At 63.3% G+C, this 26,455-nt stretch carries 26 protein-coding genes; 9 read left to right on the forward strand and 17 right to left on the reverse strand.

Going from position 1 to position 26,455, the window contains the following annotated elements; translation table 11 throughout:
- The first annotated feature begins 98 nt into the window (after nt 1–98).
- A complete protein-coding gene (locus GJ698_RS30565; protein ID WP_166454965.1) occupies nt 99–506 on the forward strand; it encodes a hypothetical protein in 408 nt (135 codons plus the stop codon).
- A gap of 268 nt (nt 507–774) precedes the next feature.
- Here GJ698_RS30565 and gyrB read toward each other — a convergent pair whose 3' ends face one another.
- The 3 genes from gyrB to dnaA form a co-directional block, all read right to left on the reverse strand.
- Entirely contained in the window at nt 775–3,267 is a 2,493-nt protein-coding gene (gyrB, locus tag GJ698_RS29055; RefSeq protein ID WP_154361342.1) for a DNA topoisomerase (ATP-hydrolyzing) subunit B, read from the reverse strand.
- Nucleotides 3,268–3,315: 48 nt separating this feature from the next.
- Complete coding sequence (dnaN, locus tag GJ698_RS29060) at nt 3,316–4,422, reverse strand: DNA polymerase III subunit beta (protein WP_154361343.1); 1,107 nt, start codon at nt 4,420–4,422, stop codon at nt 3,316–3,318.
- Between the two features lie 100 nt (nt 4,423–4,522).
- Nucleotides 4,523–5,923: a chromosomal replication initiator protein DnaA gene (dnaA, locus tag GJ698_RS29065; RefSeq protein ID WP_154361344.1), complete on the reverse strand. Its 1,401-nt coding sequence runs from the start codon at nt 5,921–5,923 to the stop codon at nt 4,523–4,525.
- Nucleotides 5,924–6,312: 389 nt separating this feature from the next.
- On the opposite strand from dnaA, the gene rpmH reads away from it, so the two are divergent.
- The 5 genes from rpmH (at nt 6,313) to mnmE (ending at nt 10,376) form a co-directional block, all read left to right on the forward strand.
- Complete coding sequence (gene rpmH / locus GJ698_RS29070; protein ID WP_040378179.1) at nt 6,313–6,447, forward strand: 50S ribosomal protein L34; 135 nt, start codon at nt 6,313–6,315, stop codon at nt 6,445–6,447.
- 36 nt (nt 6,448–6,483) lie between these two features.
- Complete coding sequence (rnpA, locus tag GJ698_RS29075) at nt 6,484–6,909, forward strand: ribonuclease P protein component (protein ID WP_166455325.1); 426 nt, start codon at nt 6,484–6,486, stop codon at nt 6,907–6,909.
- Nucleotides 6,906–7,163, forward strand: a complete 258-nt coding sequence (yidD, locus tag GJ698_RS29080; RefSeq protein ID WP_154361346.1) for a membrane protein insertion efficiency factor YidD — start codon at nt 6,906–6,908, stop codon at nt 7,161–7,163. The genes rnpA and yidD overlap by 4 nt, the downstream gene beginning before the upstream one ends.
- A 9-nt stretch (nt 7,164–7,172) precedes the next feature.
- Nucleotides 7,173–8,927, forward strand: a complete 1,755-nt coding sequence (yidC, locus tag GJ698_RS29085) for a membrane protein insertase YidC (protein WP_154361347.1) — start codon at nt 7,173–7,175, stop codon at nt 8,925–8,927.
- A 69-nt stretch (nt 8,928–8,996) separates the two neighbouring features.
- Nucleotides 8,997–10,376: a tRNA uridine-5-carboxymethylaminomethyl(34) synthesis GTPase MnmE gene (gene mnmE / locus GJ698_RS29090; protein WP_154361348.1), complete on the forward strand. Its 1,380-nt coding sequence runs from the start codon at nt 8,997–8,999 to the stop codon at nt 10,374–10,376.
- A 66-nt stretch (nt 10,377–10,442) separates the two neighbouring features.
- Here mnmE and GJ698_RS29095 read toward each other — a convergent pair whose 3' ends face one another.
- Both GJ698_RS29095 and GJ698_RS29100 read right to left on the reverse strand, forming a co-directional pair.
- Nucleotides 10,443–11,378, reverse strand: a complete 936-nt coding sequence (locus GJ698_RS29095) for an SMP-30/gluconolactonase/LRE family protein (RefSeq protein WP_154361349.1) — start codon at nt 11,376–11,378, stop codon at nt 10,443–10,445.
- A complete protein-coding gene (locus GJ698_RS29100; protein ID WP_154361350.1) occupies nt 11,375–12,352 on the reverse strand; it encodes a sensor domain-containing diguanylate cyclase in 978 nt (325 codons plus the stop codon). The genes GJ698_RS29095 and GJ698_RS29100 overlap by 4 nt, the downstream gene beginning before the upstream one ends.
- Nucleotides 12,353–12,609: 257 nt before the next feature.
- Here GJ698_RS29100 and GJ698_RS29105 point away from each other — a divergent pair, with 257 nt between their 5' ends.
- Nucleotides 12,610–12,819 carry a hypothetical protein gene (locus GJ698_RS29105; RefSeq protein WP_154361351.1) on the forward strand — a complete coding sequence of 70 codons (210 nt, stop codon included), beginning with the start codon at nt 12,610–12,612 and terminating at the stop codon, nt 12,817–12,819.
- Nucleotides 12,820–12,834: 15 nt separating this feature from the next.
- Here the strand turns inward: GJ698_RS29105 and GJ698_RS29110 are convergent, their stop codons facing one another.
- Both GJ698_RS29110 and GJ698_RS29115 read right to left on the reverse strand, forming a co-directional pair.
- On the reverse strand, nt 12,835–13,452 hold the full coding sequence (locus GJ698_RS29110; RefSeq protein WP_154361352.1) for an Hpt domain-containing protein: 618 nt from the start codon (nt 13,450–13,452) through the stop codon (nt 12,835–12,837).
- An 85-nt stretch (nt 13,453–13,537) separates the two neighbouring features.
- On the reverse strand, nt 13,538–14,497 hold the full coding sequence (locus GJ698_RS29115) for a CAP domain-containing protein (RefSeq protein WP_154361353.1): 960 nt from the start codon (nt 14,495–14,497) through the stop codon (nt 13,538–13,540).
- A gap of 134 nt (nt 14,498–14,631) precedes the next feature.
- Between GJ698_RS29115 and pssA the strand changes: the two genes are divergently transcribed.
- Nucleotides 14,632–15,393, forward strand: a complete 762-nt coding sequence (gene pssA / locus GJ698_RS29120) for a CDP-diacylglycerol--serine O-phosphatidyltransferase (protein ID WP_154361362.1) — start codon at nt 14,632–14,634, stop codon at nt 15,391–15,393.
- Here pssA and GJ698_RS29125 read toward each other — a convergent pair whose 3' ends face one another.
- Nucleotides 15,394–16,305 carry an aldo/keto reductase gene (locus GJ698_RS29125; RefSeq protein ID WP_154361354.1) on the reverse strand — a complete coding sequence of 304 codons (912 nt, stop codon included), beginning with the start codon at nt 16,303–16,305 and terminating at the stop codon, nt 15,394–15,396.
- An 82-nt stretch (nt 16,306–16,387) separates the two neighbouring features.
- Here GJ698_RS29125 and GJ698_RS29130 point away from each other — a divergent pair, with 82 nt between their 5' ends.
- Complete coding sequence (locus tag GJ698_RS29130) at nt 16,388–17,662, forward strand: EAL and HDOD domain-containing protein (RefSeq protein WP_371865470.1); 1,275 nt, start codon at nt 16,388–16,390, stop codon at nt 17,660–17,662.
- A gap of 1 nt (nt 17,663) precedes the next feature.
- Here the strand turns inward: GJ698_RS29130 and GJ698_RS29135 are convergent, their stop codons facing one another.
- From GJ698_RS29135 to GJ698_RS29175, 9 genes are all read right to left on the reverse strand, one after another.
- Nucleotides 17,664–18,809 carry a D-alanyl-D-alanine carboxypeptidase family protein gene (locus GJ698_RS29135; RefSeq protein WP_154361355.1) on the reverse strand — a complete coding sequence of 382 codons (1,146 nt, stop codon included), beginning with the start codon at nt 18,807–18,809 and terminating at the stop codon, nt 17,664–17,666.
- 42 nt (nt 18,810–18,851) lie between these two features.
- Nucleotides 18,852–19,514 carry an alpha/beta hydrolase gene (locus tag GJ698_RS29140; protein ID WP_154361356.1) on the reverse strand — a complete coding sequence of 221 codons (663 nt, stop codon included), beginning with the start codon at nt 19,512–19,514 and terminating at the stop codon, nt 18,852–18,854.
- A 5-nt stretch (nt 19,515–19,519) separates the two neighbouring features.
- Complete coding sequence (locus tag GJ698_RS29145; RefSeq protein ID WP_110845716.1) at nt 19,520–19,837, reverse strand: (2Fe-2S) ferredoxin domain-containing protein; 318 nt, start codon at nt 19,835–19,837, stop codon at nt 19,520–19,522.
- Between the two features lie 27 nt (nt 19,838–19,864).
- Nucleotides 19,865–21,064 carry a VanZ family protein gene (locus GJ698_RS29150; protein WP_154361357.1) on the reverse strand — a complete coding sequence of 400 codons (1,200 nt, stop codon included), beginning with the start codon at nt 21,062–21,064 and terminating at the stop codon, nt 19,865–19,867.
- A complete protein-coding gene (locus GJ698_RS29155) occupies nt 21,061–21,669 on the reverse strand; it encodes an ABC-type transport auxiliary lipoprotein family protein (protein WP_154361364.1) in 609 nt (202 codons plus the stop codon). The genes GJ698_RS29150 and GJ698_RS29155 overlap by 4 nt, the downstream gene beginning before the upstream one ends.
- Before the next feature lie 24 nt (nt 21,670–21,693).
- Nucleotides 21,694–22,632, reverse strand: coding sequence for an MlaD family protein (locus tag GJ698_RS29160; protein WP_154361358.1), 939 nt, complete (start codon nt 22,630–22,632; stop codon nt 21,694–21,696).
- Nucleotides 22,632–23,474, reverse strand: coding sequence for an ABC transporter ATP-binding protein (locus GJ698_RS29165; protein ID WP_154361359.1), 843 nt, complete (start codon nt 23,472–23,474; stop codon nt 22,632–22,634). Before GJ698_RS29165 ends, GJ698_RS29160 begins: the two co-directional genes overlap by 1 nt.
- Nucleotides 23,474–24,586 carry an MlaE family ABC transporter permease gene (locus GJ698_RS29170; RefSeq protein ID WP_154361360.1) on the reverse strand — a complete coding sequence of 371 codons (1,113 nt, stop codon included), beginning with the start codon at nt 24,584–24,586 and terminating at the stop codon, nt 23,474–23,476. The genes GJ698_RS29165 and GJ698_RS29170 overlap by 1 nt, the downstream gene beginning before the upstream one ends.
- A gap of 82 nt (nt 24,587–24,668) precedes the next feature.
- Entirely contained in the window at nt 24,669–26,150 is a 1,482-nt protein-coding gene (locus tag GJ698_RS29175) for a B12-binding domain-containing radical SAM protein (protein ID WP_154361361.1), read from the reverse strand.
- Nucleotides 26,151–26,455 lie beyond the last annotated feature (305 nt).

A 26,455-nucleotide genomic window follows, 5' to 3' on the forward strand; every position in this document is an offset into this window, starting at 1 on the left:
TTAAAACAGCTTCACGAGGACCTATCCGAATTGGGATTTAAGGGATCTTACGATCGCGTGGCGGCATTCGCCAGGCAATGGAGGGAGGGTCAAACGGAGTGGGGCAATTCGGCGCGCAAACGAACAGGCAAACATATCAAAATTTAGAGCAAGTCCAAAAGGCAAGTGCTGATGATCGTCGCCTTTTATTAGAAGGTAATAGTTATTTCTGCGAATCCGACGCAAAAATTAAAAGATCTGTGGCCTACTTAGCAATGTCTTCGCGCTCAATAAGTGTTTCTACCCGCGGCGATAGTTGCGGGGAGTTGCTGCATCTTGAGTTAGAAGCGCCTGCACTTCGAGCTCGTGTTGCAGCGCAGCCGAAGATCTCACCGACATTGGCGGCGTTTTTCGACAAATTTGTGCATGACTCCGTTGCTGGATTTCGTAAAAAATTCGTGGAGGCATCTGGGCATTGGCGCTATCGCCGAGTATTCCGTGGTTCAGCAACGCCCTATACCGAATAGCAGATGGCACGAGCTTCATGAAGGACAGTATATAGGGACGTAGCGTTATTCAGCTAAGCTACTTCTGGATCTGTGCGGAGAAATTCTGTAAGGGTTGCCCGATAGTATGTTGGCATTAGTTATTGACGTCCAAAGATCACTCCTGTTGAGCTTGCTTGATTACGCTCATTAAATCATTGGCATTTTTGAAAGCAACTAGATATTGATATAGACGGGGCAATAAAAAAGCCAACCCTAAGGTTGGCTTTTCAATAAAAGCGAAGGACTATTAAACGTCGATATTCCCCGCCCGCAGCGCATTGGTCTCAATGAACGCCCGGCGCGGCTCCACATCATCCCCCATCAGGGTGGTGAAGATCTGGTCCGCTGCAATCGCGTCCTCAATCTGCACCTTCAGCAGGCGGCGCACGGTTGGGTCCATGGTGGTTTCCCACAGCTGTTCCGGGTTCATCTCGCCCAGACCTTTGTAGCGCTGTTTGGACACCACGCGTTCCGATTCGTCACGCAGCCACTGCATCGCCTGGTGGAAGTCGGTCACGGCCGATTCCTTGGTGCGCTCGCCTTCGCCGCGGCGGACGTAGGCGCCTTCGCCGATCAGGCCGGTGAAGGTGGCGGCGGCTTCGGCCAGCACGCGGTAGTCGGCGCTGAGCACGAAGTCGGCGTCGATCGAGCTGACTTTGACGTTACCGTGGTGCATGCGCTCGATCCACAGCGCGTGCTTCTCGTTGAGCTCGTCCGAACGCACCGTCACCTTGACGGCGATGTCGTTGATGTTCTCTTCCAGCGCGCGGGCCGAGGCTTCCGACGCTTCCAGCGTGCTCATGTCCAGCGTCACGCCGGTCATGATGGCGGTCAGCGCGGCGCGGTCGATCACGCGGGTCAGGCGCGTCATGATGACGTTGGCCAGGTTGAACTGGCGTACCAGTTCGCCCAGCGCTTCGCCCTGAATCGGCTCGCCGCCTTCGCGCGGCGTCAGCACGGCGGTGTTCAGCGCCACATTCATCATGTAGGTGGCTTCTTCGGCGTCGTCCTTCAGGTAGCGCTCGTCGCGGCCGGCCTTGACCTTGTACAGCGGCGGCTGGGCGATGTAGATGTGGCCGCGTTCCACCAGTTCCGGCATCTGGCGGTAGAACAGCGTCAGCAGCAGGGTGCGGATGTGGGCGCCGTCGACGTCCGCATCGGTCATGATGATGATGCGGTGGTAGCGCAGTTTTTCCACGTTGAATTCATCCGGGCCGATCGAGGTGCCCAGCGTGGCGATCAGCGTGGTGATCTGTTCCGACGACAGCATTTTTTCAAAGCGCGCCTTTTCCACGTTCAGCACCTTGCCGCGCAGCGGCAGAATCGCCTGGAACTTGCGGTCGCGGCCCTGCTTGGCCGAGCCGCCTGCGGAGTCACCCTCGACGATGTACAGTTCGCACAGCGCCGGGTCGCGTTCCTGGCAGTCGGCCAGTTTCGACGACAGGCCCAGGCCGTCCATCACGCCTTTGCGGCGGGTCAGGTCGCGCGCCTTGCGGGCTGCTTCGCGCGCGCGCGCCGCTTCGACGATCTTGCCGCAGATGATCTTGGCGTCGTTCGGTTTTTCCTGCAGGTAGTCGGCCAGCGTCTTGGCGACGATCTCTTCGACCGGGCCGCGCACTTCGGACGACACCAGCTTGTCCTTGGTCTGCGACGAGAATTTCGGCTCGGGCACTTTCACCGACAGCACGCAGGTCAGGCCTTCGCGCATGTCGTCGCCGGAGATTTCCACTTTCGCTTTCTTGGCGAAGTCGTTCTCGTCGATGTATTTGTTGATGACGCGTGTCATCGCCGCGCGCAGGCCGGTCAGGTGGGTGCCGCCGTCGCGCTGCGGGATGTTGTTGGTGAAGCACAGCACCTGTTCGTTGTAGGCGTCGTTCCACTGCATCGACACGTCGACCGAGATGGTGGTGTTCTGGTCCGACTGGCGTTCGCCGGTGGCCTGGAACACGGTCGGGTGCAGCACGGTCTTGGCCTTGTTGATGTATTCGACGAAACCGCGGGTGCCGCCTTCGAAGGCGAACAGTTCTTCCTTGCCGGTGCGCTGGTCGGTCAGCTTGATGTTGACGCCGTTATTCAGGAACGACAGTTCGCGGATGCGCTTGGCCAGGATTTCGTAGTGGAATTCGACGTGGGTGAAGATTTCCTCGTCGGCCCAGAAGTGCACGTCGGTGCCGCGCTTGTCGGTTTCGCCGATGACCTTGATCGGCGAGACGGCCACGCCGTCGCGCATTTCAATTTCGCGGTTCTGGGCCACGCCGCGCACGAATTCCATCTGGTGCACCTTGCCGTCGCGGCGGATGGTCACGCGCAGCAGTTTGGACAGGGCGTTGACGCAGGACACGCCCACGCCGTGCAGGCCGCCCGAGACCTTGTACGAGTTCTGGTCGAACTTGCCGCCGGCGTGCAGTTCGGTCAGCACGATTTCCGCCGCCGAGCGTTTCGGCTCGTGCTTGTCGTCCATCTTCAGGCCGACCGGGATGCCGCGGCCGTTGTCGGTGATCGAGATCGAGTTGTCGGAGTGGATGGTGACGTGGATCTCGGTGCAATAGCCGGCCAGCGATTCGTCGATCGAGTTGTCCAGCACCTCGAACACCAGGTGGTGCAGACCGGTGCCGTCCGAGGTGTCGCCGATGTACATGCCGGGACGTTTGCGGACTGCTTCCAGACCCTCCAGGATCTGGATCGAGGAGGCGCCGTATTCTTCGTTCTTTACCGCTGGGACTGCATTCTCTTCGGACATGTGCTGCTTTCTCTAAAATCGATTACTAAGGTGCTGAGCGGGTCAGGCTTAAATGCGCATCGGCATGACGACGTACTTGAAGTCGGCATTTTCCGGGATCGAGATCAGCGCCGACGAGTTCGAATCGCCGAGCGCGACGTTGACCTGGTCGCATTTCAGGTTGTTCAGCACGTCCAGCAGGTAGGTGACGTTGAAGCCGATGTCGACGCTGTCGCCGCCGTAGTCGATTTCCAGTTCCTCGACCGCCTCTTCCTGGTCGGCATTGGTCGAGCTGATCTTCATGCTGCCCGGCGTGATGATGCAGCGCACGCCCTTGAACTTGTCGCTGGTCATGATGGCGGCGCGTTGCAGCGAGCGCAGCAGTTCATCGCGGCCGATGGTGAATTCGTTCTTGTAGCCCTTCGGAATCACGCGGGTGTAGTCCGGGAACTTGCCTTCCACCAGTTTCGAGATCAGCTCGATGTCGGCGAAGGTCAGCTTGACCTGATTGGCGGCGATGTCCAGCTGCACCGGCTCGTCGTTTTCTTCCAGCAGGCGTTGCAGTTCGATGATGGTCTTGCGCGGGATGATCACCTCCTGGCGCGCGAAGGTCTGCTCGGTCTCGACCTGGCAGAAGGCCAGGCGGTGGCCGTCGGTGGCCACGGCGATGACGTTCTGGCCGTCCAGCACCAGCAGCAGGCCGTTCAGGTAGTAGCGGATGTCCTGCTGGGCCATCGAGAAGTGCACCATGTTGAACAGGTGCTTCAGCGTCTTTTGCGGCAGGGTCACGGTGGCGCTGTAGCTGTCGGCCTGCTGCACGGTCGGGAATTCCTCGGCCGCCAGGGTTTGCAGCGCGAAGCGCGATTTGCCCGACTGTACGGCCAGGCGCTTGTTCTGCAGCGTGATGGTGACGTCGCCCGATTCCGGCAGCGCGCGCAGGATGTCGAGCAGCTTGCGCGCGGCCACGGTGGTGCCGGTCACGTCGGCGCCGGAGCCGATCTCAGCGTTGGTGGTGATCTGTACTTCGGTGTCGGTCGACAGGAAGGATACGCTCTCGCCCTCTTTGCGGATGAGGATATTGGCCAGAATCGGCATAGTGTGCCGACGCTCGACAATACCGCTCACGATCTGCAGTGGCCGGAGTAGCGTATCTCGGGTGGTTTTGACCAATTGCATAGATTATCCTCAAAAAAAATTAACGATGTTTTCAGTACTTTTTGCCTTGTAAGCAGCCGCACAGGTTTGACTAAATGATAAAGCCAATCCCTGTCGCAGGCTAGCCTTTCAGCGTCTGTTCCAGCACGTGCAGCTCGTGGTTGCACTCGGGGTTTTTGGTTCTGTCCAGGGCAATCTTGCGCACCGCGTGCAGCACCGTGGTGTGGTCGCGGCCGCCGAACAGCTCGCCGATCTCCGGCAGGCTCTTCTGGGTCAGTTCCTTGGCCAGGTACATGGCGATCTGGCGCGGGCGGGCGATGTTGGCCGGCCGGCGTTTCGAGTACATGTCCGCCACCTTGATGTTGAAGAAGTCGGCCACGGTTTTCTGGATGTTTTCCACCGAAATCTGGCGGTTCTGCACCGACAGCAGGTCTTTCAGCGCTTCCTTCACGATGTCGATCGTGATGTCCTTGCCGTGGAAACGCGAGTACGCCAGGATCTTGCGCAATGCGCCTTCCAGCTCGCGCACGTTGGAGCGCAGGTGCTTGGCCACGAAGAAGGCGACGTCGTCGGAGAAGGTCACGCCTTCCTGCTTGGCTTTTTTCAGCAGAATCGCCACGCGCATTTCCAGCTCGGGCGGCTCGATCGCCACCGTCAGGCCGGAGTCGAAGCGCGAGATCAGGCGGTCGTCCATGCCGGTGATCTCCTTAGGATAGGTGTCCGAGGTGATGATGATCTGTTTCTTGGCGGCGATCAGCGCTTCAAACGCGTAGAAGAATTCTTCCTGCGTACGGCTCTTGCCGCCGAAGAATTGAATATCGTCGATCAGCAGCATGTCCAGCGAGTGGTAGTAATGCTTGAAGTCGTCGAAACCCTTGCGCTGGTAGGCGGTCACCACGTCGCGCACGTACTGCTCGGCGTGGATGTAGCGGATGCGCGCGCCCGGCTGGTCGGCCATCACCTGGTTGCCGATGGCGTGGATCAAGTGGGTCTTACCGAGACCGACGCCGCCGTAGAAGAACAGCGGGTTGTACGACACGCCCGGATTGTTGGCCACCTGGATGGCGGCGGCGCGCGCCAGCTGGTTGGCCTTACCGGTCACGAAGCTGTCGAAGGTCAGGTCGGTGTTGATGCGGCTCTGCTCGCGGCGCGGCTGCGCCGAGGCCGGCATTTCCGGCACCGACGGCGCCGGATCGACGGCCATGCGCGCGTTGTTGGCCGGCGCGCCGCCGTTGACGTCCGGCACCGGGGCGGTGGTCGCCACCTTTTTCGGCGCGCTCAGGCGCGGGTCGAGCACGAACTGCACCTCGGTCGGCTGCTCCCAGTACTGGCAGGCCAGCGCCGTGATGCGGCTGGCGAACTGGGTCTTCACCCAGTCCAGCTTGAAGCGGTTGGGTGCGGCCACGCGCAGCTTGCCCGCCTCGTAATCGAGGGGGATCAGCGGCTTGATCCAGGCGCTGAATTGTTGCGGCGTCAGCTCCAGCTCCAGCTGGGCGGAGCAGGTCTGCCAGAAATTTTCCATGAATCGACTATCTGTATTCGTACTGTATAAGGGTGTGGGCAACTTCGAAGTTTTTCACACGTAACGCGCTATTCTACTCTCGCTCGCCAAAGTTATCCACAGGCACGTCAGGATTTTTTCTGTCTTTTGGCAAGGCCGGGCAGGCAAGGCGCGGCAGTTGGTTGTTGACAAGCAGGGCCGAAATGCTGATAATTCAGGGTTCCCCGCCCGTATTCCTTGTTTCTTCACATGGATAGCGATATGGAGTAGCGAGGATTTAGCGGGCGATGAGATGGACCCAGCTTGTGCCGGATAGCGTTGGCATAGGTGCGCGAAGTGTCATTGGCACCAAAAACTGACGGGCCGTCTGACCCGATTTTGCATTTTTTTCTGCTTTAAGCGAGACCAACATGAAACGTACTTACCAACCTTCCGTTGTACGCCGTAAGCGTACCCACGGCTTCCGCGCACGCATGGCTACCCGTGGTGGCCGCCAAGTGCTGAACGCACGCCGCGCCAAAGGCCGCAAGCGTCTGGCTGTATAAGCCATTAGCTTGTTAGCTGATCGCGTGGACAGCTGCATCAACAGCGGCTCGACAGGCGAAGGTTCACACGACTTCGCGCGCGCTCGGCGTATCGTTAAAACGGATGAATTTTCATCCGTTTTTCGTTTGCGCCCCAGCCAAAAAAGCGCGCACTTCGTGCTGTACACCCGTCTGAACCAACTGCCGCATGCGCGGCTGGGCGTCGTGGTGGCCAAGCGCTTTGCGCCGCGCGCCGTCACCCGCAACACGATCAAGCGCGTGACCCGCGAGCTGTTCCGCACCACCGGCCTGCCGGCCATCGATTGCGTGGTGCGCCTGGCCAAGCCGGTCAACAGCAAGGACGGACCGGCCACCACTGCAAAGCTGAAGGCAGCCTTGCGGGTGGAACTGACGCGTCTGTTCGCCGCGCAGGCAAAATTGGCCTTGCCTTCATCGCCGCCGCCTCCACCTAGGTCGCCATGAAAACCGTGCTTCGCTTCCTCTTGCGCTTTTATCAACTGGCCATCAGCCCGATGATGACGCCGAGCTGCCGGTTTTATCCGACCTGCTCGAACTATGCGCTGGAAGCGCTGCAGGTCCACGGCGCCGGCAAGGGCAGCTGGCTGGCGCTCAAGCGCGTCTGCCGTTGCCATCCGTGGAACGACGGCGGGGTCGACCCGGTGCCGCCGGCCAAATCGAATTCCTCAACGACCGCTTGCGGTTGCAACCACTCCTGAAAATACCTAATGGATATCAATCGTAAAACCATCCTGTGGATCGTGTTCGTGGTGTCGACGTTCCTGCTCTGGAACAACTGGCAAGTCTCGAACGGGAAGCCATCGATGTTCGCGCCACCGCCTCCGGCCCAGACCGCCAAGGCGCCTGAAGCGAAGAAATCCGACGCACCAGCCGCGGCCAGCGCCGCCGGCGCCGTGCCAGGAGCGGGCGCTGCCGCCGCGACCGACGCTGTGCCGTTCAAGGCCGAGCGCATCACCATCACCACCGACGTGATCCGCGCCGACATCGACACCCAGGGCGGCGTCATCAAGCGCCTGGAACTGCTGAAGTACAAGGAAAACGGCCACCCGGGCTGGTTCGGCGGCTGCGGCGGCCTGTTCGACTGGTGCAAACCGGGCGACAACAGCAAGAACGTGGTGCTGTTCGACGTTGACGCCGGCATCGGCAAGACCTATCTGGCGCAGACCGGCCTTATCGGCGCCGCCGGCCTGCCGAATCACACCAGCCCGTTCGTCGCCAAGCCGGGCGCGCGCATGCTGAACGACGGCAACCAGGTGCAACTGGTGCTGGAATCGGAAGAGGGCGGCGTCAAGCTGACCAAGACCTTCACCTTCAAGCGCAACGACTACGTCATCGGCGTGCGTCACGACGTGACCAACACCGGCGCCGCGCCGGTCAGCCCGACCCTGTACCTGCGCCTGGCGCACGACGGCAACAAGCCGGCCGGCGACTCGTTCTTCAACAGCAGCTACACCGGCCCGACGCTGTACACCGAAGAAAAGCACTACGAGAAGCTGAAGTTCGACACGCTGGAAAAAGAAGCGGCCGAAGCGGCCAAGACCGGCAAGCCGGTGGTGCAGGACCACGCTACCAAGGCCGACAACGGCTGGATCGCGATTTCGCAGCACTTCTTCGTCTCGGCCTTCGTGCCGCAGCCTAAGCTGATGCACGACATCGTCACCGAGAAGATCGACACCAACCTGTACGGCATCAGCGTCAAGCAGCCGCTGGGCACCATCGCGCCGGGCGCGACCGTCAGCAACGACGCCAAGCTGTTCTCCGGTCCGCAGGAAAACGCGCTGCTGGAACCGGTCACGCCGGGTCTGGTACTGGTGCGCGACTACGGCTGGCTGGCGATGATCGCCAAGCCGATGTTTGCAGTGATCAACTACATCCACTCGCTGCTGGGCAACTGGGGCTGGACCATCATCGCCTTCACCATCCTGATCAAGCTGCTGTTCTTCCCGCTGTCGGCTGCCGGTTACCGCAGCATGGCCAAGGTCAAGCTGGTGACGCCGAAGATGCAAGCCATCCGCGAGCGCTACAAGGGCGATCCGGCCAAGATGAACCAGGCCACGATGGAACTGTACAAGCAGGAGAAGATCAACCCACTGGGCGGCTGCCTGCCGATCCTGGTGCAGATGCCGGTGTTCATTTCGCTGTACTACGTGCTGCAGTCGGCGGTGGAAATCCGCGGCGCGCCGTGGATGGGCTGGATCACCGATCTGGCGCAACATGACCCGTATGCCATCCTGCCGGTGTTGTACGCGATTTCGATGTTCATCACCACCAAGCTGAATCCGGCCCCTGCCGATCCGATGCAGGCGAAGATGATGCTGTTCATGCCGCTGGCGTTCTCGGTGATGTTCTTCTTCTTCCCGTCCGGCCTGGTGCTGTACTGGGTGGTGAACAACGTGCTGTCGATTGCTCAACAGTATGTGATTTCCAAGAAATTCGGTACGCCGGCGCCAGCCAAGGCCTAAGCGCCCCGCAAGCTGTTGCTAAAAAGCCCGCGTTGAACGCGGGCTTTTTTTATAAATTACAATGCTCTTATGAATATCGATTCCTCCCCTATCGCCGCCATCGCCACCGCACCAGGACGCGGCGGCATCGGCGTCGTGCGCGCCTCCGGCAAAAACCTGCAGGCGCTGATCGCCGCGCTGTTCGGCGCCGACGCGCTCAAGCCGCGCCACGCCACCTACATCCCGTTCAAGCAGGCCGACGGCAGCATCATCGACCAGGGCATCGCCATCTGGTTCAAGGGCCCGAACTCGTACACCGGGGAAGACGTGCTGGAACTGCAGGGCCACGGCGGACCGGTGGTGCTGCAGATGCTGCTGGCGCGCGTGCTGGAAGCCGGCGAAGATCTCGGCCTGCGACTGGCCGAGCCGGGCGAATTCACGCGCCGCGCCTACCTCAATGACAAGCTCGACCTGGCGCAGGCCGAAGCGGTGGCCGACCTGATCGACGCCTCGACCGAAGCGGCGGCCAAATCGGCGTCGCAATCGCTGTCGGGCGCGTTCTCGAAAACCGTCAACACGCTGGTGGGCAGCGTCACCAACCTGCGCATGCTGGTGGAAGCGACGCTGGATTTCCCGGAAGAGGAAATCGACTTCCTGGAAAAATCCGACGCGCGCGGCCAGCTGAAAGGTATCGTCGAAGCGCTGGAGCAGGTGTTCAGGCAGGCGGCGCAAGGCGCGCTGCTGCGCGAAGGGCTGAACGTGGTGCTGGTGGGCCAGCCGAACGTCGGCAAATCGTCGCTGCTGAATGCGCTGGCCGGCAACGATGTCGCCATCGTCACGCCGATCGCCGGCACCACGCGCGACAAGGTCACCGAGACCATCCAGATCGAAGGCATTCCGCTCAACATCATCGACACCGCCGGCATCCGCGCGCCGGAAGAAGCGATCGACGTGGTGGAGCGCATCGGCATCGAGCGCACCTGGAGCGAAGTGGCCAAGGCCGACGTCATCCTGCACCTGCTGGATGCCGACCACGGCCCGTCGCGTTCGGACGAAAACATCACCGCCGCCTTCCCGGAAGGCGTGCCGGTGCTGCGCATCTGGAACAAGATTGACCTGTCGGGCCACAAGCCGGCGGTGGACGTGATGGAAGACGCCACCCACATCTACCTGTCGGCGCACGACCACGTCGGCATTGATTTGCTGCGCAAGGAACTGTTGCGCATCGCCGGCTGGCAGCAGACGGGCGAATCGCTGTACCTGGCGCGCGAACGCCACCTGATCGCCCTGAAAAACGCCGGCGCCCACCTGGCCCGCGCCGGCGAGCACGCCGCGCAAAACGACCAGTCGCTGGACCTGTTCGCCGAAGAACTGCGCCTGGCGCAAGTCCAGCTGTCGAGCATCACCGGCGCCTTCTCCTCCGACGACCTGCTGGGCGTCATCTTCAGCCGCTTCTGCATCGGCAAATAAAACCGGGGTCAGTTCTGCCAATCGCACACGAGCTCATGTACCAATGGCAGAACTGACCCCGGATGGTTAGTACGGCGCGCCTGTTACGTCGAGTTTGAGTTGCCAGACGGCGCCGGCGCCGGTGATGTAGAGGGTCTTGCCGTCGGCGCCTCCGAAGGCGGCGTTGGTGACGTTGGCGTCGACCTTGATCGTGGCGATGTGCTTGCCCGCCGGCGTGAATACGCGCAGCCGCTGGTCGGTGTGCTCGCTGACGTAGAGGTTGCCGTAGCAGTCCACCGCCATGCCGTCCGGGATGCCCAGCGGGCTGACCAGGTCCTTGCCCTGCTGCGGCTGGCCGTTGACAATCGGATAGGCGCGCAGCACGCCGTGGTCGCCCACCATGCCGTTCACGTACAGCACATCGCCGTTCGGCGACAACGACACGCCATTCGGATTTTGCAGCGTGTCATCCACCACCGTGATCTTGCCATCGTTGCCGACGCGGTAGACGCGCGTCTTGTCCTGGCCGCCCGGCGCGGCGCTGCGCTGGAAATCCGGATCGCTGAAGTACAGCGTGTCGTCCGCCGCCAGCGCCATGTCGTTCGGCGAGTTGAAGACGTTGCCGTCGAACTTGCTGACCAGGTCGCTGCGTTTGCCGTCGAGTGTGAACAGCGACACCGATTTCCACTTGTGCGTGGCGGCGATGATGTTGCCGTGGCCGTCCGTCGCCAGGCCATTGCTGCCGCTGTCCTCGATCGCCACGCTGACCTTGCCGCTGGCGTCCAGCTTCATGATGCGCGACGGGAAGCCGGGGCCGAAGGTGAAGTCGGAGAAGTACAGCGCGTCCTTGATCCACACCGGTCCCTCGTACAGGCCCGGCTCGCTGCGGGTGGGATTGGCGGCGGCGATGCGCGTCGCCGTCAGTTCGCCGGTCGGCGCCTTGCCGCTGCACGCCACTGGCGCGGACACGGCATACGGGGCGGCCAGCACGGCCGCCAAGATCAAGCTACTGCGTAACATCATGCTGCATTCTCCTGTTGATGACGATAGACGATGACGCAGTCGCGCCCGGCTTTTTTCGCAGCATACAGGCAACTGTCGGCGGCGGCCAGCATGGCGGCGGCGTCGGCCAGCGTGTCCTTGTCGAAGGTGGCCACGCCGATGCTCATGGTGACGTGCGGCCGCGTCGCCGCCGGCGAGTGGGTGATGGCCAGCGCGGCGATCCGCGCGCGGATGGTTTCCGCCACCTGCGCCGCCTGCTCGCCGCTGGTGTCCGGCAGCACCGCGCCGAACTCCTCGCCGCCGTAGCGCGCCGCCAGGTCGGCCGGCCGTTGCAGCGTGGCGGCGAAGGCTTCCGCCACCAGCGTCAGGCAGGCGTCGCCCTGCTGGTGACCGAAGTGGTCGTTGTAGGCCTTGAACGAGTCGATGTCCATCAGCAGCAGCGACAGCTGGCCTTCGTTGCGCAGCGCGCGTCGCAGTTCGCGGTCCAGCGCGACGTCGAAGTGGCGGCGGTTGGCGATGCCGGTCAGGCCGTCCACATACGATTGCGCGCGCAGCTGCTCGGCCTGGCTGCGCAGCTGGCGCTCGCGGCCGACGATGGTGCTGATGTCGCTGACTTCGATCAGGCAGTAGCGTTCCTTGCCCTCGTTGAACGGCGTCACCGACACCGCCTGCTCGACGCGCTCGCCGCCCCAGGTGCCGGCCGGATACAGCGGGAACGGCGAGGGATTGAGCGCCGGCGACAGCTGCTGCGGCAGGTTGCTCTGCATCGCGCTCTGCACCGCCTGCTCCAGCCGCTGGCCGCGCAGCTCGCCGTACAGGTCGAACAGATCCTGGCCCTGCACGCGGTGCGCGGATTTGCCCGAACGGCTGGCCATCCACTGGTTCCACATGACGATGCGATGCTCGGTGTCGAGGACGATCAGTCCCAGCTGGGCCAGCCCGAGCACGCGCGCGGACAACTGGGGGCTAACCGGGGAACTTGCGTGTTCTGACATGCTGATTTCCTGGTGGGAAGAATAATCGTGCCACGATTATAAGGGGTGCGGTCTGGCTTGCAGCACTATCGCTTCGCCCTTTTTCATTGAAAATATTGGAGCGGGTGGTGGATGTGGCCGCCGCATTTAACCTGCTATGATTGATCATCGCAAACGGCTGTGCGGTTTCATGCAACCGTTGAGAAATCTCATGCCCGTGGCAATTCCGCTGAAGTAATCTTGCAACTTACCTGTGCTTGGCCTGGAAGGAGGGGATCGTGGAACCGATACAAGAAAGCGTCCCGGATGACGGCGCCGGCATGCCGCCGCCCACCGCTGCGGCGTCCGCGCCGCCGACACGCACGCGCCAGATGCTGCCGCCCAAGGGGGCGTGCTGGTATTGCGAAAAACCGCTGGATAATGTGCGTCGTTTTTGCGACAAGGAGTGCGCCGACGCCTTCGACGAAGAGAAGGAATTCACCCGCTAAGGTGTAGCAAGCCTGTCAGGCCATCGCCGCCTGCAAGGTCGCCAGCGCCGTTTCAAAATCGAACTGGTGCGCCGCTTCCGTCACCTCCTGAAACACCTCCACCCCCAGGCTTGCCGCCAGCACCGTGGCCGATTGCTCCAGCACATCGATCGCCGCGCCATCGCCCTCATCCAGCAGTCGTATCAGATGCAGCAACAGCATGCGCGTTTCCGGCATCACCGCCGCTTCCTGCGGGCTGGCCGCCAGCGTCTGTTGCGGATCGCCATCCAGCACTTCGTCGATGGCGCCCACCAGGGTGCGCAACGCCAGTTCCAGCTGCGCCAGCGGCGCCGACCATACACGGTCCGGTCCGGCGCACAGCGGTTCCAGCTGCGCCGCCAGCAGATACACCTGTTGCGCGCCGATCATGCCGGCCGCGCCCTTGAGCGTGTGGATGATGTGCTGCGCGTGGCCCGGCTCGCCCTCGTCCAGCGCCTTGCGCGCGTTGCAGCCGCTGTCCGGGTAACGCTGGCGGAAACGGCGCAGGATTTGCAGGTACAGCTCGCGGTCGCCCATCAGCTGCTGCAAGCCGGTTTCCACTTGCAGGATATGGCCACCTGCGGGCGACGGTGTCGGGGGAGGAGTTGAGGTCATCGGGCGCTGCTCTGCGGAAGGTATTACCCGATACGATAGCAGACAGCGCTCAAAGCACACTTAAAATTGTGCAACTTCTTTTGCTTTATTTGGTGGTGAACGACCAGCTGTAGCTGACCGCCGCGCCGCCCACCGAACCGCTGAAGCTGACGTCGTAGGTGGTGGCGCTTTTCAGCGCGGCCAGCGGCACGATGGCGGCCGCCGTGCGGGTGGTGCCGGTGGTGCCGGCGGCATAGCTGAGTAAGCGCGTACTCAGCGCGGAACCGCCGCGCGGCGCCACGGTGAAGCTTTGCACCACCACCGCGCCGGCGTTGCTGCCGTAGCCGTCGCCATGGACGCTGATCGGGTAGCCGACCTCGTTCTGGCCCGGCACCGGGTCGGGCGATTCGCTGTCGCTGAAGAAGTTGACCGGCACATTGGCCTGCTTGTCTTTGGGATAGGTGACGAAGCGGCCGGCGCCCAGCCCGCTGTAGCTGTCGACCACGCCGAAGTCGGCGGTGAAATACGTGGTGCCGCTGCCGGCCAGCGCGGCGCCCGTGCTCAGCTCGCGGAACATCGGCTCGAAGATGACGAAGCGGTGGTAGATGGCGGTGATCAGTTCCTCGGCCTGGTAAAAGCCGGAGTTGTTGCTGGTGGCGGAGATGACCTCGCCGGCGGCGAAGGTGCGGTTGGTCAGCGTGTAGCCGGCGGCGTTCAGGCGGTCCACCAGGCCGACGCCGGTAAAGCCGGGCAGGCCCTGCGTTTCTTCGTGGGTGATGGTGTTGTTCAGGCGCTGGTAGTCGGAATGCGCCTGCGCCGCCTTGCCGATCAGGTCGTTGCGCGACAGCACCGACAGGCCCAGCTGCGCGCGCCGGTAGTTGATCCAGTTGAAACCGTCGGTGGCGGTGTTGCCCGTCATGGTGGGCGCGCCCGGCTCCTGCGTCAGCGGCGGCGTGGTGGTGGTCGGGCCCGTGACGGCAGAATTGTCGCTGCCGCCACCGCCGCCGCAGGCGGCCAGTAACGACGCGATCAACCATCCTGCCAGTGCCAGACGCCATTTCTCCATGATCAACTCCTATGCCATGTCTGGATTTTATGCCAGATTTCCAAACCGCTGCACGCGTTAGGGATGTGCTAAAAATGGTAAGCTTGCCCTTTATTTAGAATTGCACCGCTTTGAAGCCATTACACCATCCGCGCATGCAGCGCGCCAAGTTTGCTTTGCCCAGCATGGTCACGCTGATGTCGATCGCCTGCGGTTTCGGCAGCATCGTCATTTCGGTCGACAACGCCTTCATCGGCGATCCCGGCGATTACCGCCTGGCCGCCGTGCTGCTGGTGCTGGCCGGCGTGTTCGACGCGCTGGACGGCCTGGTGGCGCGCGCCACCAACACCACCTCCGATTTCGGCATGCAGCTCGACTCGATCGCCGACGTGATGAACTTCGGCTGCGCGCCCGGCCTGCTGCTGTACTGCTACGGTTTCCAGCTGCTGGGCGCCGACCATCCGACGCTGCTGCGCATGGGCGGCATCGCCAGCTTCTTCTTCGTGGCCTGCGGCGCACTGCGGCTGGCGCGCTTCAATGTGAATGTGGGACGCACCGATCCGCGCTATTTCGTCGGCATGCCGATCACGGCCGGCGCAGCCTGTGTGGCTTCGGTGGTGGTGGCGTGGCCGAACCCGTCGTCGACGATGCTGCACGGTGCACTGGTGGTGCTGCTGCTGTTCGTGGTCGGCAGCCTGATGGTCTCGACCGTGCGCTTCCCCAGTTCCAAGCAGAAGAAAAGCTGGGGCGCGCTGGTGGTGCTGCTGATTAACCTGGGCCTGCTGGCCTGGCTGCAGGCAGCCTACTTCGTGCTGTTCTTCCTGGTCTACATCGTCGGCACGCTGGCGCTGAACGCGGCGTGGAAAACCGGCTGGACGGGCGTCGCCCCGCCGGTCGTGTACGACGACGAAACCTGATTACGCCACTTCGTGGCCGCGCGCCGCGCGCAGGATCTCGAACCACTGGCTGCGGCTCAGGCTGAACTGGGTCGCTGCCACCGCTTCCTTCACCGCGGCGATACGGCCGGAGCCGGTCAGCGGCACCGGACGGCTCGGCAGCTGCATAATCCACGCAAACACCACGCTGCCGAACGGACGCTGCAGTTCGTCGGCCACCTTCTGGATCGCCGCGCGCACGCGCACGCCGGTGGCGTCGTCGCTGCTGAACAGGCGGCCGCCGCCCAATGGCGACCAGATCATCGGCGCCACGCCCAGATCCTGCAGGCCGTCGAAGGTTTCGTCGAACATCGGCGCCACGTACAGCGGCGAGAATTCCACCTGGTTGGTGGCCAGCGGAATGCGGCGGTTCAGGCTTTCGAACTGGTGGCGGGTGAAGTTGGAGACGCCGAAGTGCTTGACCTTGCCGTCCTTTTTCAGCTGCTGGAAGGCGCCGGCAACTTCGTCAAAGTTCATCAGCGGGTCCGGACGGTGGATCAGCAGCAGGTCCAGGTGGTCGGTGCGCAGCTGGCGCAGCGAGTTCTCGGCCGAGGCGATGATGTGGCTGGCGCTGGTGTCATAGTGCTGGATCGTGTGCTCCGGGCGCGCCTCGTTGACCAGCTTGATGCCGCATTTGCTGATGATCTGCATCTTGTCGCGCAGCGCAGGCTGCAAGGCCAGCGCTTCGCCGAAGGTGGCTTCGACGCCGTAGCCGCCGTAGATGTCGGCGTGGTCGAAGCTGGTGACGCCCATGGCCAGCGCCTGTTCGATCCACTCGACACGCTGCTGCGGCGTCAGGTTCCATTCATTCATGCGCCACATGCCGGCCACGATGCGCGACAGCGTCAGGCCGCCTTGGTAGGTGACGAGGGAAGGGCAGGACAGATCGGTCATGTGAAAGCTTTCCAAGGTTAGTGAGATGCAAGAATTATAGTATGATCGGCAGCAATGCCAGACCGAAACCGGAGAGATCACCGTGGGATTTTTATCGTTTCTGAAGTCGAAGTCCGAACCTGACACATCGCCTGCCGCCGCGTCCGCCGACGCGCCCGCCGCCGTGGAGCAGCAGGCGGCCCAGCCATCCGTCATCATTACCCGTGCCGAAATCGTCGACAGCCAGCAGCGGCTGGCCGGCTACCGCTTCAACGCCGCGCTGCCTGCGGCGGAACTGGTCGAGGCGCTGGTGGCGGCCCAGATGCCGGCGTTCGCCCAGAGCCGCATCGCGCTGGTGCCGATCGGCGCCGACGCCGTGGCCGCCGGCCTGCACCTGCCGCTGGCCGCGCCGCATACTGTTTTCCTGCTGGACCGCGAAGCCGCCGGCGCCGTACCGGCACTGCGCGCCGCCGGCGCCAGCATCGCGCTGCACGGCTTCACGCTGGGCGAGGCGGACGCCGACCTGCTGTCCCAGGCCGACCTGGCGTTGCTGCACCTGGGCGAACATCCGCTGACCTCGCTGCAGGGCTTCTGCAAGCAGCTGCACCAGCGCCATCCGGAGCTGAAGCTGGTGGTGGACGGCGTCGAATCCTGGGACGAGCAGCGCATGTGCGCCTCGTGGGGCGCCAGCTATTTCATGGGCCAGTTCCTGACCACCAGCGACGTGGTCGATCCGGACGCCAAGATCGATCAAAGCCGCATGACCTCGATCGAGCTGCTGAACCTGCTGCGCACCGATGCCGAGCTGCCGGCCATGATCGAGGTGGCCAAGCGCGATCCCGGCATGACCTACCAGGTGCTGCAATGGGCGAATGCGCCGGTCAACGGCCAGGCCACCAAGGTGACCAGCCTGCAGCAGGCGTTCATGGTGCTGGGACGGAATCAGCTGTATCGCGGGTTGACGGTATCGATGTTCCGCATGGGGAACAGCGCCAACAAGGAGCGCGACGAGTCGCTGCTGGAAGTGGCGCTGACCCGCGCGCGCTTCCTGGAAACCTGCAGCACGCTGCCGCAGGCCAAGCGCGATGAGTTGTTCCTGGTGGGCTTGCTGTCGCTGTTTGATGTGCTGCTGGGCGTGCCGATGGCCAGCCTGGTGGACAAGATGCATCTGTCGGACGACATCCGCGAGGTACTGCTGGGCAATGAGAGCGCCTACAGCCCGTATCTGACCATGGTGCTGCTGCTACAGCGCGACAAGGTGGAGCAGGCGCTGGCGATTGCGGAAACGCTGGAGATCGATATCGACCGCCTGGCCGAGGTGGGCCAGGCAGCCTTCAAGTGGGCGCAGGAGTCGATGCATCACACCGGCGCCGACTGAGTTACTTCAGCCAGAGACGGATCGAATCCCAGGCGCGGCCGAAGATCGAGGCCTGTTCGACCGTCTCCAGCGCCACCACCGGCAGTTCCAGCATCGGCTTGCCGTCGACCACCATCTTCAGGGTGCCGACGCGGCTGTTCTCGGCCAGCGGCGCGACCAGCGGGTCCTTGCGTTCCAGCGCCGGCTTCATCTTGCCTGCCACGCCCTTCGGCACGGTCACCATCACGTCGTTGGCAAAGCCGATCTTGACCGCATTCTTCGAACCCTTCCAGATTTCCGGCGTGGCGATGGCCTGGCCCTTGGAGTACAGCTTGACGGTATCGAAGTTCTGGAAGCCCCAGTTCAGCAGCTTCTGGCTTTCCTGCGTGCGCACCTGGTCCGACGAGGTGCCCAGCACCACCGAGATCAGGCGGCGCTCGCCGGCGCCGTTCGGACGGTGCGCCGAGGCGATCATGCAGTAGCCGGCCGCTTCGGTGTGGCCGGTCTTCATGCCGTCCACGGTCGGGTCCAGCCACAGCAGGCGGTTGCGGTTCGGCTGGGTGATCTTGTTGTAGGTGAAGCTCTTGACCGAATCGATCTTGTAGAACTCCGGATAGTCCAGGATCACGCGCTTGGCCAGCACCGACAGGTCTTGCGCGGTCGAATAGTTTTCCGGCGACGGCAGGCCGTGCGGATTGGCGAAGTGGGTCGAGGTCAGGCCCAGGCGCTGGGCTTCCTTGTTCATCAGCACCACGAAGGCGGACTCGTCGCCGGCAACGGCTTCGGCCAGCGCGACGGCGGCGTCATTCCCCGACTGCACCATCAGGCCGTACAGCAGGTCGTTGATGCTGACCGGCGTGGCCGGATCGATGAACATCTTGGACGAGCTGGTGTCGACCTTCCACGCCTTGGTGGAGACGTTGACCATCTGCTTGAGGTCGACCTTCTTGTCGCGCAGCGCGCCGAAGACCACGTAGGCGGTCATGATCTTGGTCAGCGAGGCCGGTTCGACGCGGGCGTTCGGATCTTGCGAGGCGATGATCTGGCCGCTGGTGGCGTCCAGCAGCAGCCAGGACTTGGCGGCGATGGTCGGGGCCGGCAGCGTTTGCGCCACGGCCGAGGTCATCAACATCACACTGGTGGCCAGTGCCGCGATAATTTTCTTCATGTGATCTGGTGTAAAAGTTAAAAGCCCGATGATTATAGTGGCTTAATCGGCGCTTGCGGTGTCCGTTTCAGCTTCGGTTAAGCCGCCATGGCCCCACAGCTGCATGACCCAGCGCTTGATGTGGCCGAGCTTGCGGTGGAAGAAGTGGTCGGCGCCGGGGATGACGATGACCGGAATGTCCTGCGGGCGCAGCCAGTCCAGCACGTCGCGCAGCGGGATGGTGTCGTCCTGCTCGCCGTGGACCAGGATGGTGTCGGCCGGAATGTCGGCCATTTCCCATTTCTTGGCGGCGGCGCCGACCAGCACCAGGCGCTCGGCCGGCGTGCCGGCGGCGGCCAGGCGTTGGGCCAGGTGGGTCTGCACGAAGGTGCCGAAGGAGAAACCGGCCAGCGCCACCGGCAGCTGCGGATACTTTGCCGTCATCCACTGGTGGACGATGGCCATGTCGTCGGTTTCGCCCAGGCCGTGGTCGTGCACGCCTTCGGACTGGCCGACGCCGCGGAAGTTGATGCGCGCCACCACGTAGCCGAGGCTGACGAAGGTGCGCATCAGCGTCACCGCCACCTTGTTGTCCATGGTGCCGCCGTACAGCGGATGCGGGTGCGCCACCAGGGCCACGCCGCGCGGCGCGCTCTCCGGATAGTCGATGACGCCTTCCATTTGGCCGGCGCCGCCGGCCAGGGTGAATTTTTCGCTCTTGTTCATGGTGTTCAGATTTTCAGACGTTCGACGACCTGGCCGTTGACCAGGTGGCTGTCGATGATTTCATCGATATCGCTGGTGTCGACATAGGTGTACCAGGTGCCTTCCGGGTAGACCACCAGCACCGGGCCTTCCTCGCAGCGGTCCAGGCAGCCGGCCTGGTTGATGCGGACCTTGCCGTGGCCGTTGATGTCGAGTTGCTTGCAGCGTTTCTTGGCGTGTTTTTGCGCGACTTCGGCGCCGTGGTCGCCGCAGCTGTTGCGGCCGTCGTCGCGCTTGTTCATGCAGAAGAACACGTGGTGCTTGAAGTAGGGGGTATCGCTCATGGCCGTGCCTCTTGAAAGTCGTAACCGCTATGATACCTTGGCCGCGTTCAGCTTGTGGGACGGCAGCCAGAGGAACCAGACGGCAAAAAGCGGCCACAGCAGCGACAGGAACTGCGCCGCGCCATTGAAGTTCAGGAACTTGCCCTGGACCCATGTTTGCAAAGTGGCCACGAAATACGGGTTGGCCGGCGTGATGTTGATGATGGCCAGGCCCAGCAGCAGGGTGGTGATCGCCAGCCGCCGCTGCGCCACGTGCGGGGCGTAGGCCAGGCCGGCCAGCATGATGGCGCCGATCAGGAAGCCGCCCTCGGCGCCCGGCGTGATCCAGACAAAGGCGTTTTCCGGCGAAAACAGCAGGGCTGTCGCCAGGCCCTTGACCAGCACCGAGGCGGCGATCATGGCCGCCACCATCAGACCGCGCGGCGCCGGCTTGCGCAGCAGGCACAGCAGGGTGAGGCCGGCGCCCACCATGCCGCAGGCGGTGATGATGGTTTCCGACAGCCAGTATTGCTCCACCGTCAGGTCGACGTCGGGCCGGATCAGGCCGGCCAGGTCGATCTCCATGTCCAGCAGCTGCGACAGCCAGTCGGACAGGATGGGCAGCAGCTGGCCCAGGCCGTACAGGAAGTTCTGCGGATAGATCTGCGCCAGCGGCCACAGCGCCAGCAGCACCAGCCCCTGGCTGGCGTGCGGCGCGAACCAGGCCTGGCGCAGGCGCTGCAGCTGGCTCTGGTCGAGCAGGCGGCGCACCGTCAGCACGCCGATCAGGCCGCCGATGGCGCAGCCCACCGCGTTGGTGTAGAAGTCCAGGTTGGAGGAGACGCGGGTCGGCAGATAGGTCTGCACCGCTTCCATGGTGCCGGACACCAGCAGGCCGCTGGCGCTGGCGATCAGCAGCGCCCACAGCTTCTTGATGCGCGGGTACAGCGCGTACACGATCAGCGTGCCGAGCGGGATGTAGCCGACCACGTTGGTGATGGCGTCGAACTTGGTCCAGTAGCGCGGCATGCTGGTCGTCTCAAGGAAGATCAGCGGCGACAGGCCCTGGTTGTGCCAGCCGGAGAACGGGAACCAGCTGGCGTAGATGATCAGGAACAGGTAGGCCAGCAGCGCCGCCCGCGTGATCGGCGACGAGCGGGTGGCCGGCGTCACCGGCGGCTTGGCGTCCGCCGGCGTGGCGGCCGCCCCCGCAGCGGGGAGCGGCGCGTCTGGCGTTGTTTCCGTCATTCCTTCGACGGCGGCAGCGCCGCCAGCCAGCCGAGGAGGTCCGCCGCCACCGCATCGCTGGCGTCGGCCAGCGCGCGCGCGCCGCCGGCCGCATCGGCGCTCGGCGCCGGCACGCTGCGGCTGAAGGTCTTCTGGTCCACCAGGCGGTGCATGCGGAATACCGAGGCGCGCAGGCGCACCACGCCGCTGCTGGCGGTGGCGCTGTCGAAGTTCTGCGCAAAGTCCTCCACCTCCATGCGCAGCACGGTGGTGCTGGCGGCGGCGTCGGTGGTCGACAGCACTTTGACGCCGGCCTGTGCCAGGCTGGCCTTGATGCGCTGCGTCAGCAGTTGCGACGGCGTGCTGGTCCACTGGTTGTAGGCGTAGGGACGCGACTGGCGCGCATCCGAGTACAGCAGGCGGTAGTGCATGCGTTCGGTGTCCAGCGCGGCCGGCCCGGTGACGTCGGCAACGATGATGGCGCCGATGCTGCTGGCGCTGGCCGGCGCGGCGGCCGGCAGCGGGCCGAAGTCGAACTGCGAGGTCGGCGCGCCCTTGCTGGCGCAGGCGCCCAGGGCCAGCGCCATGGCGGCAATCATGATCCCGTTACGGATGGTGGTGGTCATCATCTCGGTGTCCTTTAGATTCGCTTATTTGGCCGGCGCGGCAAAGCCTTCTTCGCCAGGGCCGGGCGGCGTGCCTGGCGCGCCGAAGATCAGGCTTTGCGGACGGTCGTTGATCTTGTTCATGGTCTTGCGCAGCGCCCGCATCGAGGCGCGGGTGTCGTCGGACAAGGAATTCACCTGCGGCAGCGTATCCAGCTCCAGTCCGCCGGCGACGGCGTCAACCGAGGTGGTGATCCGTTCCACCGAGGTGGCGACGCGGTCGATCGGGCCGCCCGGCGCCTGCAGGCTGGTGGTCAGCTGGTTGACGTCGGTGGCCAGCGCGCTCACCGAGTGCAGCGTCTTCTGCGTTTCGGCGGCCAGCGCCGGCAGCTTGTCGATGGTCGGCTGCAGCTTGTCCGGCAGGTCGCGGTATTTCTGCGCCGTCTCGCTGACGTCGGAGAAGGCGCCGAGGATGGTCTTGCGGTTCTCTGGACTGAGCAGGTCGTTCAGGCGGCGCGTCACTTCCTCGGTCTGGCCCAGGATTTCCTTGCCGCGTTTTTCCAGCTGGTCGAAGAAGCCCTGGCGCAGCGGAATGCGGGAGGGATGGTCGCTGTTGGACGGCAGCAGCGGCGAGCCGACCTTGTCGTCGTCCAGCGCAATGAAGGCGATGCCGGTCACACCCTGGTAGCCCAGCGCGGCAAAGGTGGTGGTGGTGATCGGCGCGTCGGTGTTGATGTTGAGCGTGATCAGGATCTGGCCGGCCACCTTGGGATCGAAGGCGATGCTGCCGACGCGGCCCACTTCCAGGCCTCGGTAGCGGATCGGCGCCTGCGGGTTCAGGCCGGGAATCGATTGCGCGGTGGCGATCACGTAGGGCGTGCGTTCGACGCGGTCGCGGTTGAACCAGAGACCGTACAGGATGGCCGCGATCAGCAGCGTGATCGTGAAAAAGCCGGTGGTAAGGGCATGGGATCGATTTTCCATCAGTGCTCCGTGGGTTTTTTTTCTTCGAGCGCTTCGAGCGCGCGACGGCCCCGGTCGCCAAGGAAGAATTCCTTGATGAAGGGGTGATCGACTTTCAGCAGATCGCGCAGCGGACCCAGCGCGATCACATGTTTTTCCGCCAGCACGGCGATGCGGGTGGACAGCGCGAACAGCGTGTCCAGGTCGTGGGTCACCATCACCACCGTCAGCCCCAGCTCGCGGTGCAGCGACTTGATCAGGGTGACAAAGGCTTCCGACAGGTCGGGATCGAGGCCGGCGGTCGGCTCATCGAGGAACAGCAGCTTCGGCTCCAGCGCCAGCGCGCGCGCCAGCGCCACCCGCTTGACCATGCCGCCGGACAGGTCGGACGGCATCTTGTTGGCGTGCTCCGGGCCCATGCCGACCATGTTCATCTTCAGCAGCACGGCATCGTGGATCAGGTCTTCCGGCAGCACGTGCAGTTCGCGCATCGGCTGGGCGATGTTCTCGAACACGGTCAGCGCCGAATACAGCGCGCCTTGCTGGAACAGCATGCCCCAGTGGTTGCGCAGCTGCTGCAACTGGGTCGAATCGATCTCGCTGATGTCCTCGCCGAACACGCGCACGCAGCCGCGCGCCGGCCGTTCCAGGCCCAGCATCTGCCGCACCAGCGTGGTCTTGCCGGTGCCGGAACCGCCGACGATGGACAGGATCTCGCCCTGTTCGATCTCCAGGTTCAAGTCCTGGTGCACCACGGTGCGGCCGTACTTGGTCCACAGGCCGGTGATCTCGACCACCGGCACGCTGCCGTCCAGCGTCAGTTCGCCGGTGCCGGGGCCGCAGGTGCTGTCTGGTTCGCTCATCAGAACCCCACGCCGCTGAAGACGATCGCAAACACCGCGTCGGCCAGGATCACCGCCGTGATCGCCGTGACCACCGAGGTGGTGGTGCCGCGTCCCAGGCTTTCGGTATTCGGCTTGATGCGCAGGCCGAAGTGGCAGGACACCAGCGCGATCAGCATGCCGAACACCACGCCCTTGCCGATGCCGATCATGTAGTTCGCCAGCGGCACTGCTTCCGGCAGCTTCAGCAGGAAGTATTGCGGCGACAGGTTCAGTTCCAGCTTGGCCGACAGCATGCCGCCCAGCAGCGCAATGGTGTCGGTCCAGATCACCAGCAGCGGCATGGCGATGGCCAGGGCCAGCACCTTGGGCATGATCAGGCGGAAACCGTGCGAAATGCCCATCACCAGCATGGCGTCCAGTTCCTCGGTCACGCGCATCACGCCCAGCTGCGCGGTGATGGAGGAGCCGGAGCGGCCGGCCACCAGGATCGCCGCCAGCAGCGGCCCCAGTTCGCGGATGATGCTCATGCCGAGCAGGTTGACCAGGAAGATGTCGCCGCCGAAGTTGCGCAGCTGCTGCGCCGACAGGTAGGAGAACACCACGCCGATCAGGAAGCCGACCAGCGCCGTGATGCCCAGCGCCTGGAAACCGGCGTGGAAGATGTTGGCCGAGATTTCCATCCACGGCCCGCGCGCGGGGCGGCGGATGAAGCTGCCGAGGTCCAGCACCACCTGGCCGATCAGCCTTATCAGGCCGGCCATATGCTCGAAGAACAGCAGCATGGCGAAGCCCAGCTTCATCACCAGCGTCAGGCGGTGCTGGCGCGAGCGCGGCAGTTCAAGCGGGCCGGTGGATTCCAGGCGGTTGAAGAATTCTTCCAGCTCCGGCGCCAGTTGCAGATTGGCCGGGCGGGTCTTGCCCCAGGCGTTCCAGAACAGCTGGGCGCCGATGTGGTCCATGCTGTCGACCGCCGACAGGTCCCATTTGAGGTGGTCGCCCTTGAGCGACTTGAGGAAGGCGGTGATGGTGGCCATCGCCTTGCCCTGTGCCAGAGCGTGTACTTGCCAGGTGCCGGTTGCGGCGACGGCGCCGGCATTCAGGGTCAGGGTAGGCTCTTGGGCTATAGGCATAGTGCAAGTTTAAGGGAGTTTCGCCCCGGCCGCTACCAATGTTCTCGTCCGTGGTGTGCGCTCGCTCATAAGGCAGACCCGGTCAGGCCGCCAGCCGGCGCGCCTGGCGTTTGGGCGCCGGCGTGGCTTCGGCTGCCGGCTTGGGCTTGGCGCCGCCGCTGTAATCGCTGGCCAGCAGAGCCTCGGCGTCGGCCTTGTCCATGCCCTGGGTCTGCAGATAGCGCGCCACCATGGCCACCAGCCGTTCCAGCGCGATGCGGTGGGTGGCGTCGGTATTCGCATACAGCCAGTCGGCAAAGGCCATGAAGCGCTGGAACGGCGCGTCGCCCAGCAGCACCGGCAAGGTATGGCCGAAGCGGCCCGAGTTGGCCACCAGGTCCCAGTAGCGGGCAAAGCGCACCAGCCGCTGCATGGTTGCAAAGTCGATATCGCGGTTGGCCAGGATGGTGTACGGCGCATACGGGTCGTACACCATGCCGAATTCCTGGGTATGGCGGATGATCGGCGTGCCGCGCAGGCGCTTGAGGATGCCGAACTGGATCTCGTGCGGTTCCAGCGCCCACAGCTTGTTGAAGCCTTCGGCGAAGCTCTCCACCGTCTCGCCGGGCAGGCCGGCGATCAGGTCGACGTGCATGTGGGCGTGCGACTGGGTGGTCAGCCAGCGGATGTTGTCGGCCGCCTTCTGGTTGTCCTGTTTGCGGCTGACCAAGGTCTGCACCGCCGGATTGAAGCTCTGGATGCCGATCTCGAACTGCAGCGCGCCGGGCGGGAACTTGCTGATGCCCTCTTTCAGTGCGTCCGGCAGGTGGTCCGGCACCAGCTCGAAGTGGGCGTAGACCGGATCGTCCGGGTTGGCTTCCAGCTTGTCGAGGAAGAACTGCATGATCTTCAGGCTGGTCTTGATGTTCAGGTTGAAGGTGCGGTCGACAAACTTGAACAAGCGCGCGCCGCGCTGGTACAGCGATTCCATCTCCGCCAGGAAGTTATCCAGTGCGAACGGCCAGGCCGTCTTGTCCAGCGCCGACAGGCAGAACTCGCACTTGAACGGGCAGCCGCGCGAGGCCTCCACATATAAGGTGCGGTTCTTGATGTCGTCGTCGCTGTACAGGGAGTAGGGCAGCTTGAGGTCGTTGACCGGCGGCTGGACGCCGGCATGCACTTTCATCAGCGGCTTGGGGCCGTTCAGGATTTCGCCGCACAGCTTGGGGAAGGTCACCTCGCCCCAGCCGGTCACCACATAGTCGGCCAGCTTGACGATGTCCTGTTCGTTGGTCTCGTGCGAGACTTCCGGCCCGCCCAGGACCACCGCTACATGCGGCGCCACGCGCTTGAGCATGGCGACAACCTTGGTGGTCTCCTCGACGTTCCATATATAGATGCCGAAGCCGACGATCTTTGGCGAGTACGACAGGATGCGTTCAACAATCTCGGTCGCCTTGGCGCCGATGACGAATTCCTGCAGGTGCGTTTGCTCCTGCAGCGCGCCCATATTGGCGAGCAAATAGCGCAATCCCAGCGACGCATGGGTATAGCGGGCGTTAAGCGTGGTAAGTAAGATAGACATCCGCGTATTTTACTCTTGCCAGACGCGGCTGCCCTTGCTATAGTTCGCTCCCTCGCAAAACGACGCATGCAAATGCAGAGTGAAGCGGGAAAAAGAAGAGCTTGACGAGATGTACGAAACGCCTCATAATCTTGCCTCTTCGCTGATGAACAAAACGATTTATCAGCAACGCAGTACGGAATGATCTTTAAAAATTTACAGTCGATAAATGTGGGCGTTTGATGCAAGTGCACGCTGAACTTCGGTTCGGCGAAACTAAAAGCATTAAATGCTCAACAAGAAATACTGTCAGTATTTTGAGTGAG

Origin of the sequence: Duganella aquatilis (genome assembly GCF_009674565.1) — a bacterium.
Classification (GTDB): domain Bacteria; phylum Pseudomonadota; class Gammaproteobacteria; order Burkholderiales; family Burkholderiaceae_D; genus Rugamonas; species Rugamonas aquatilis.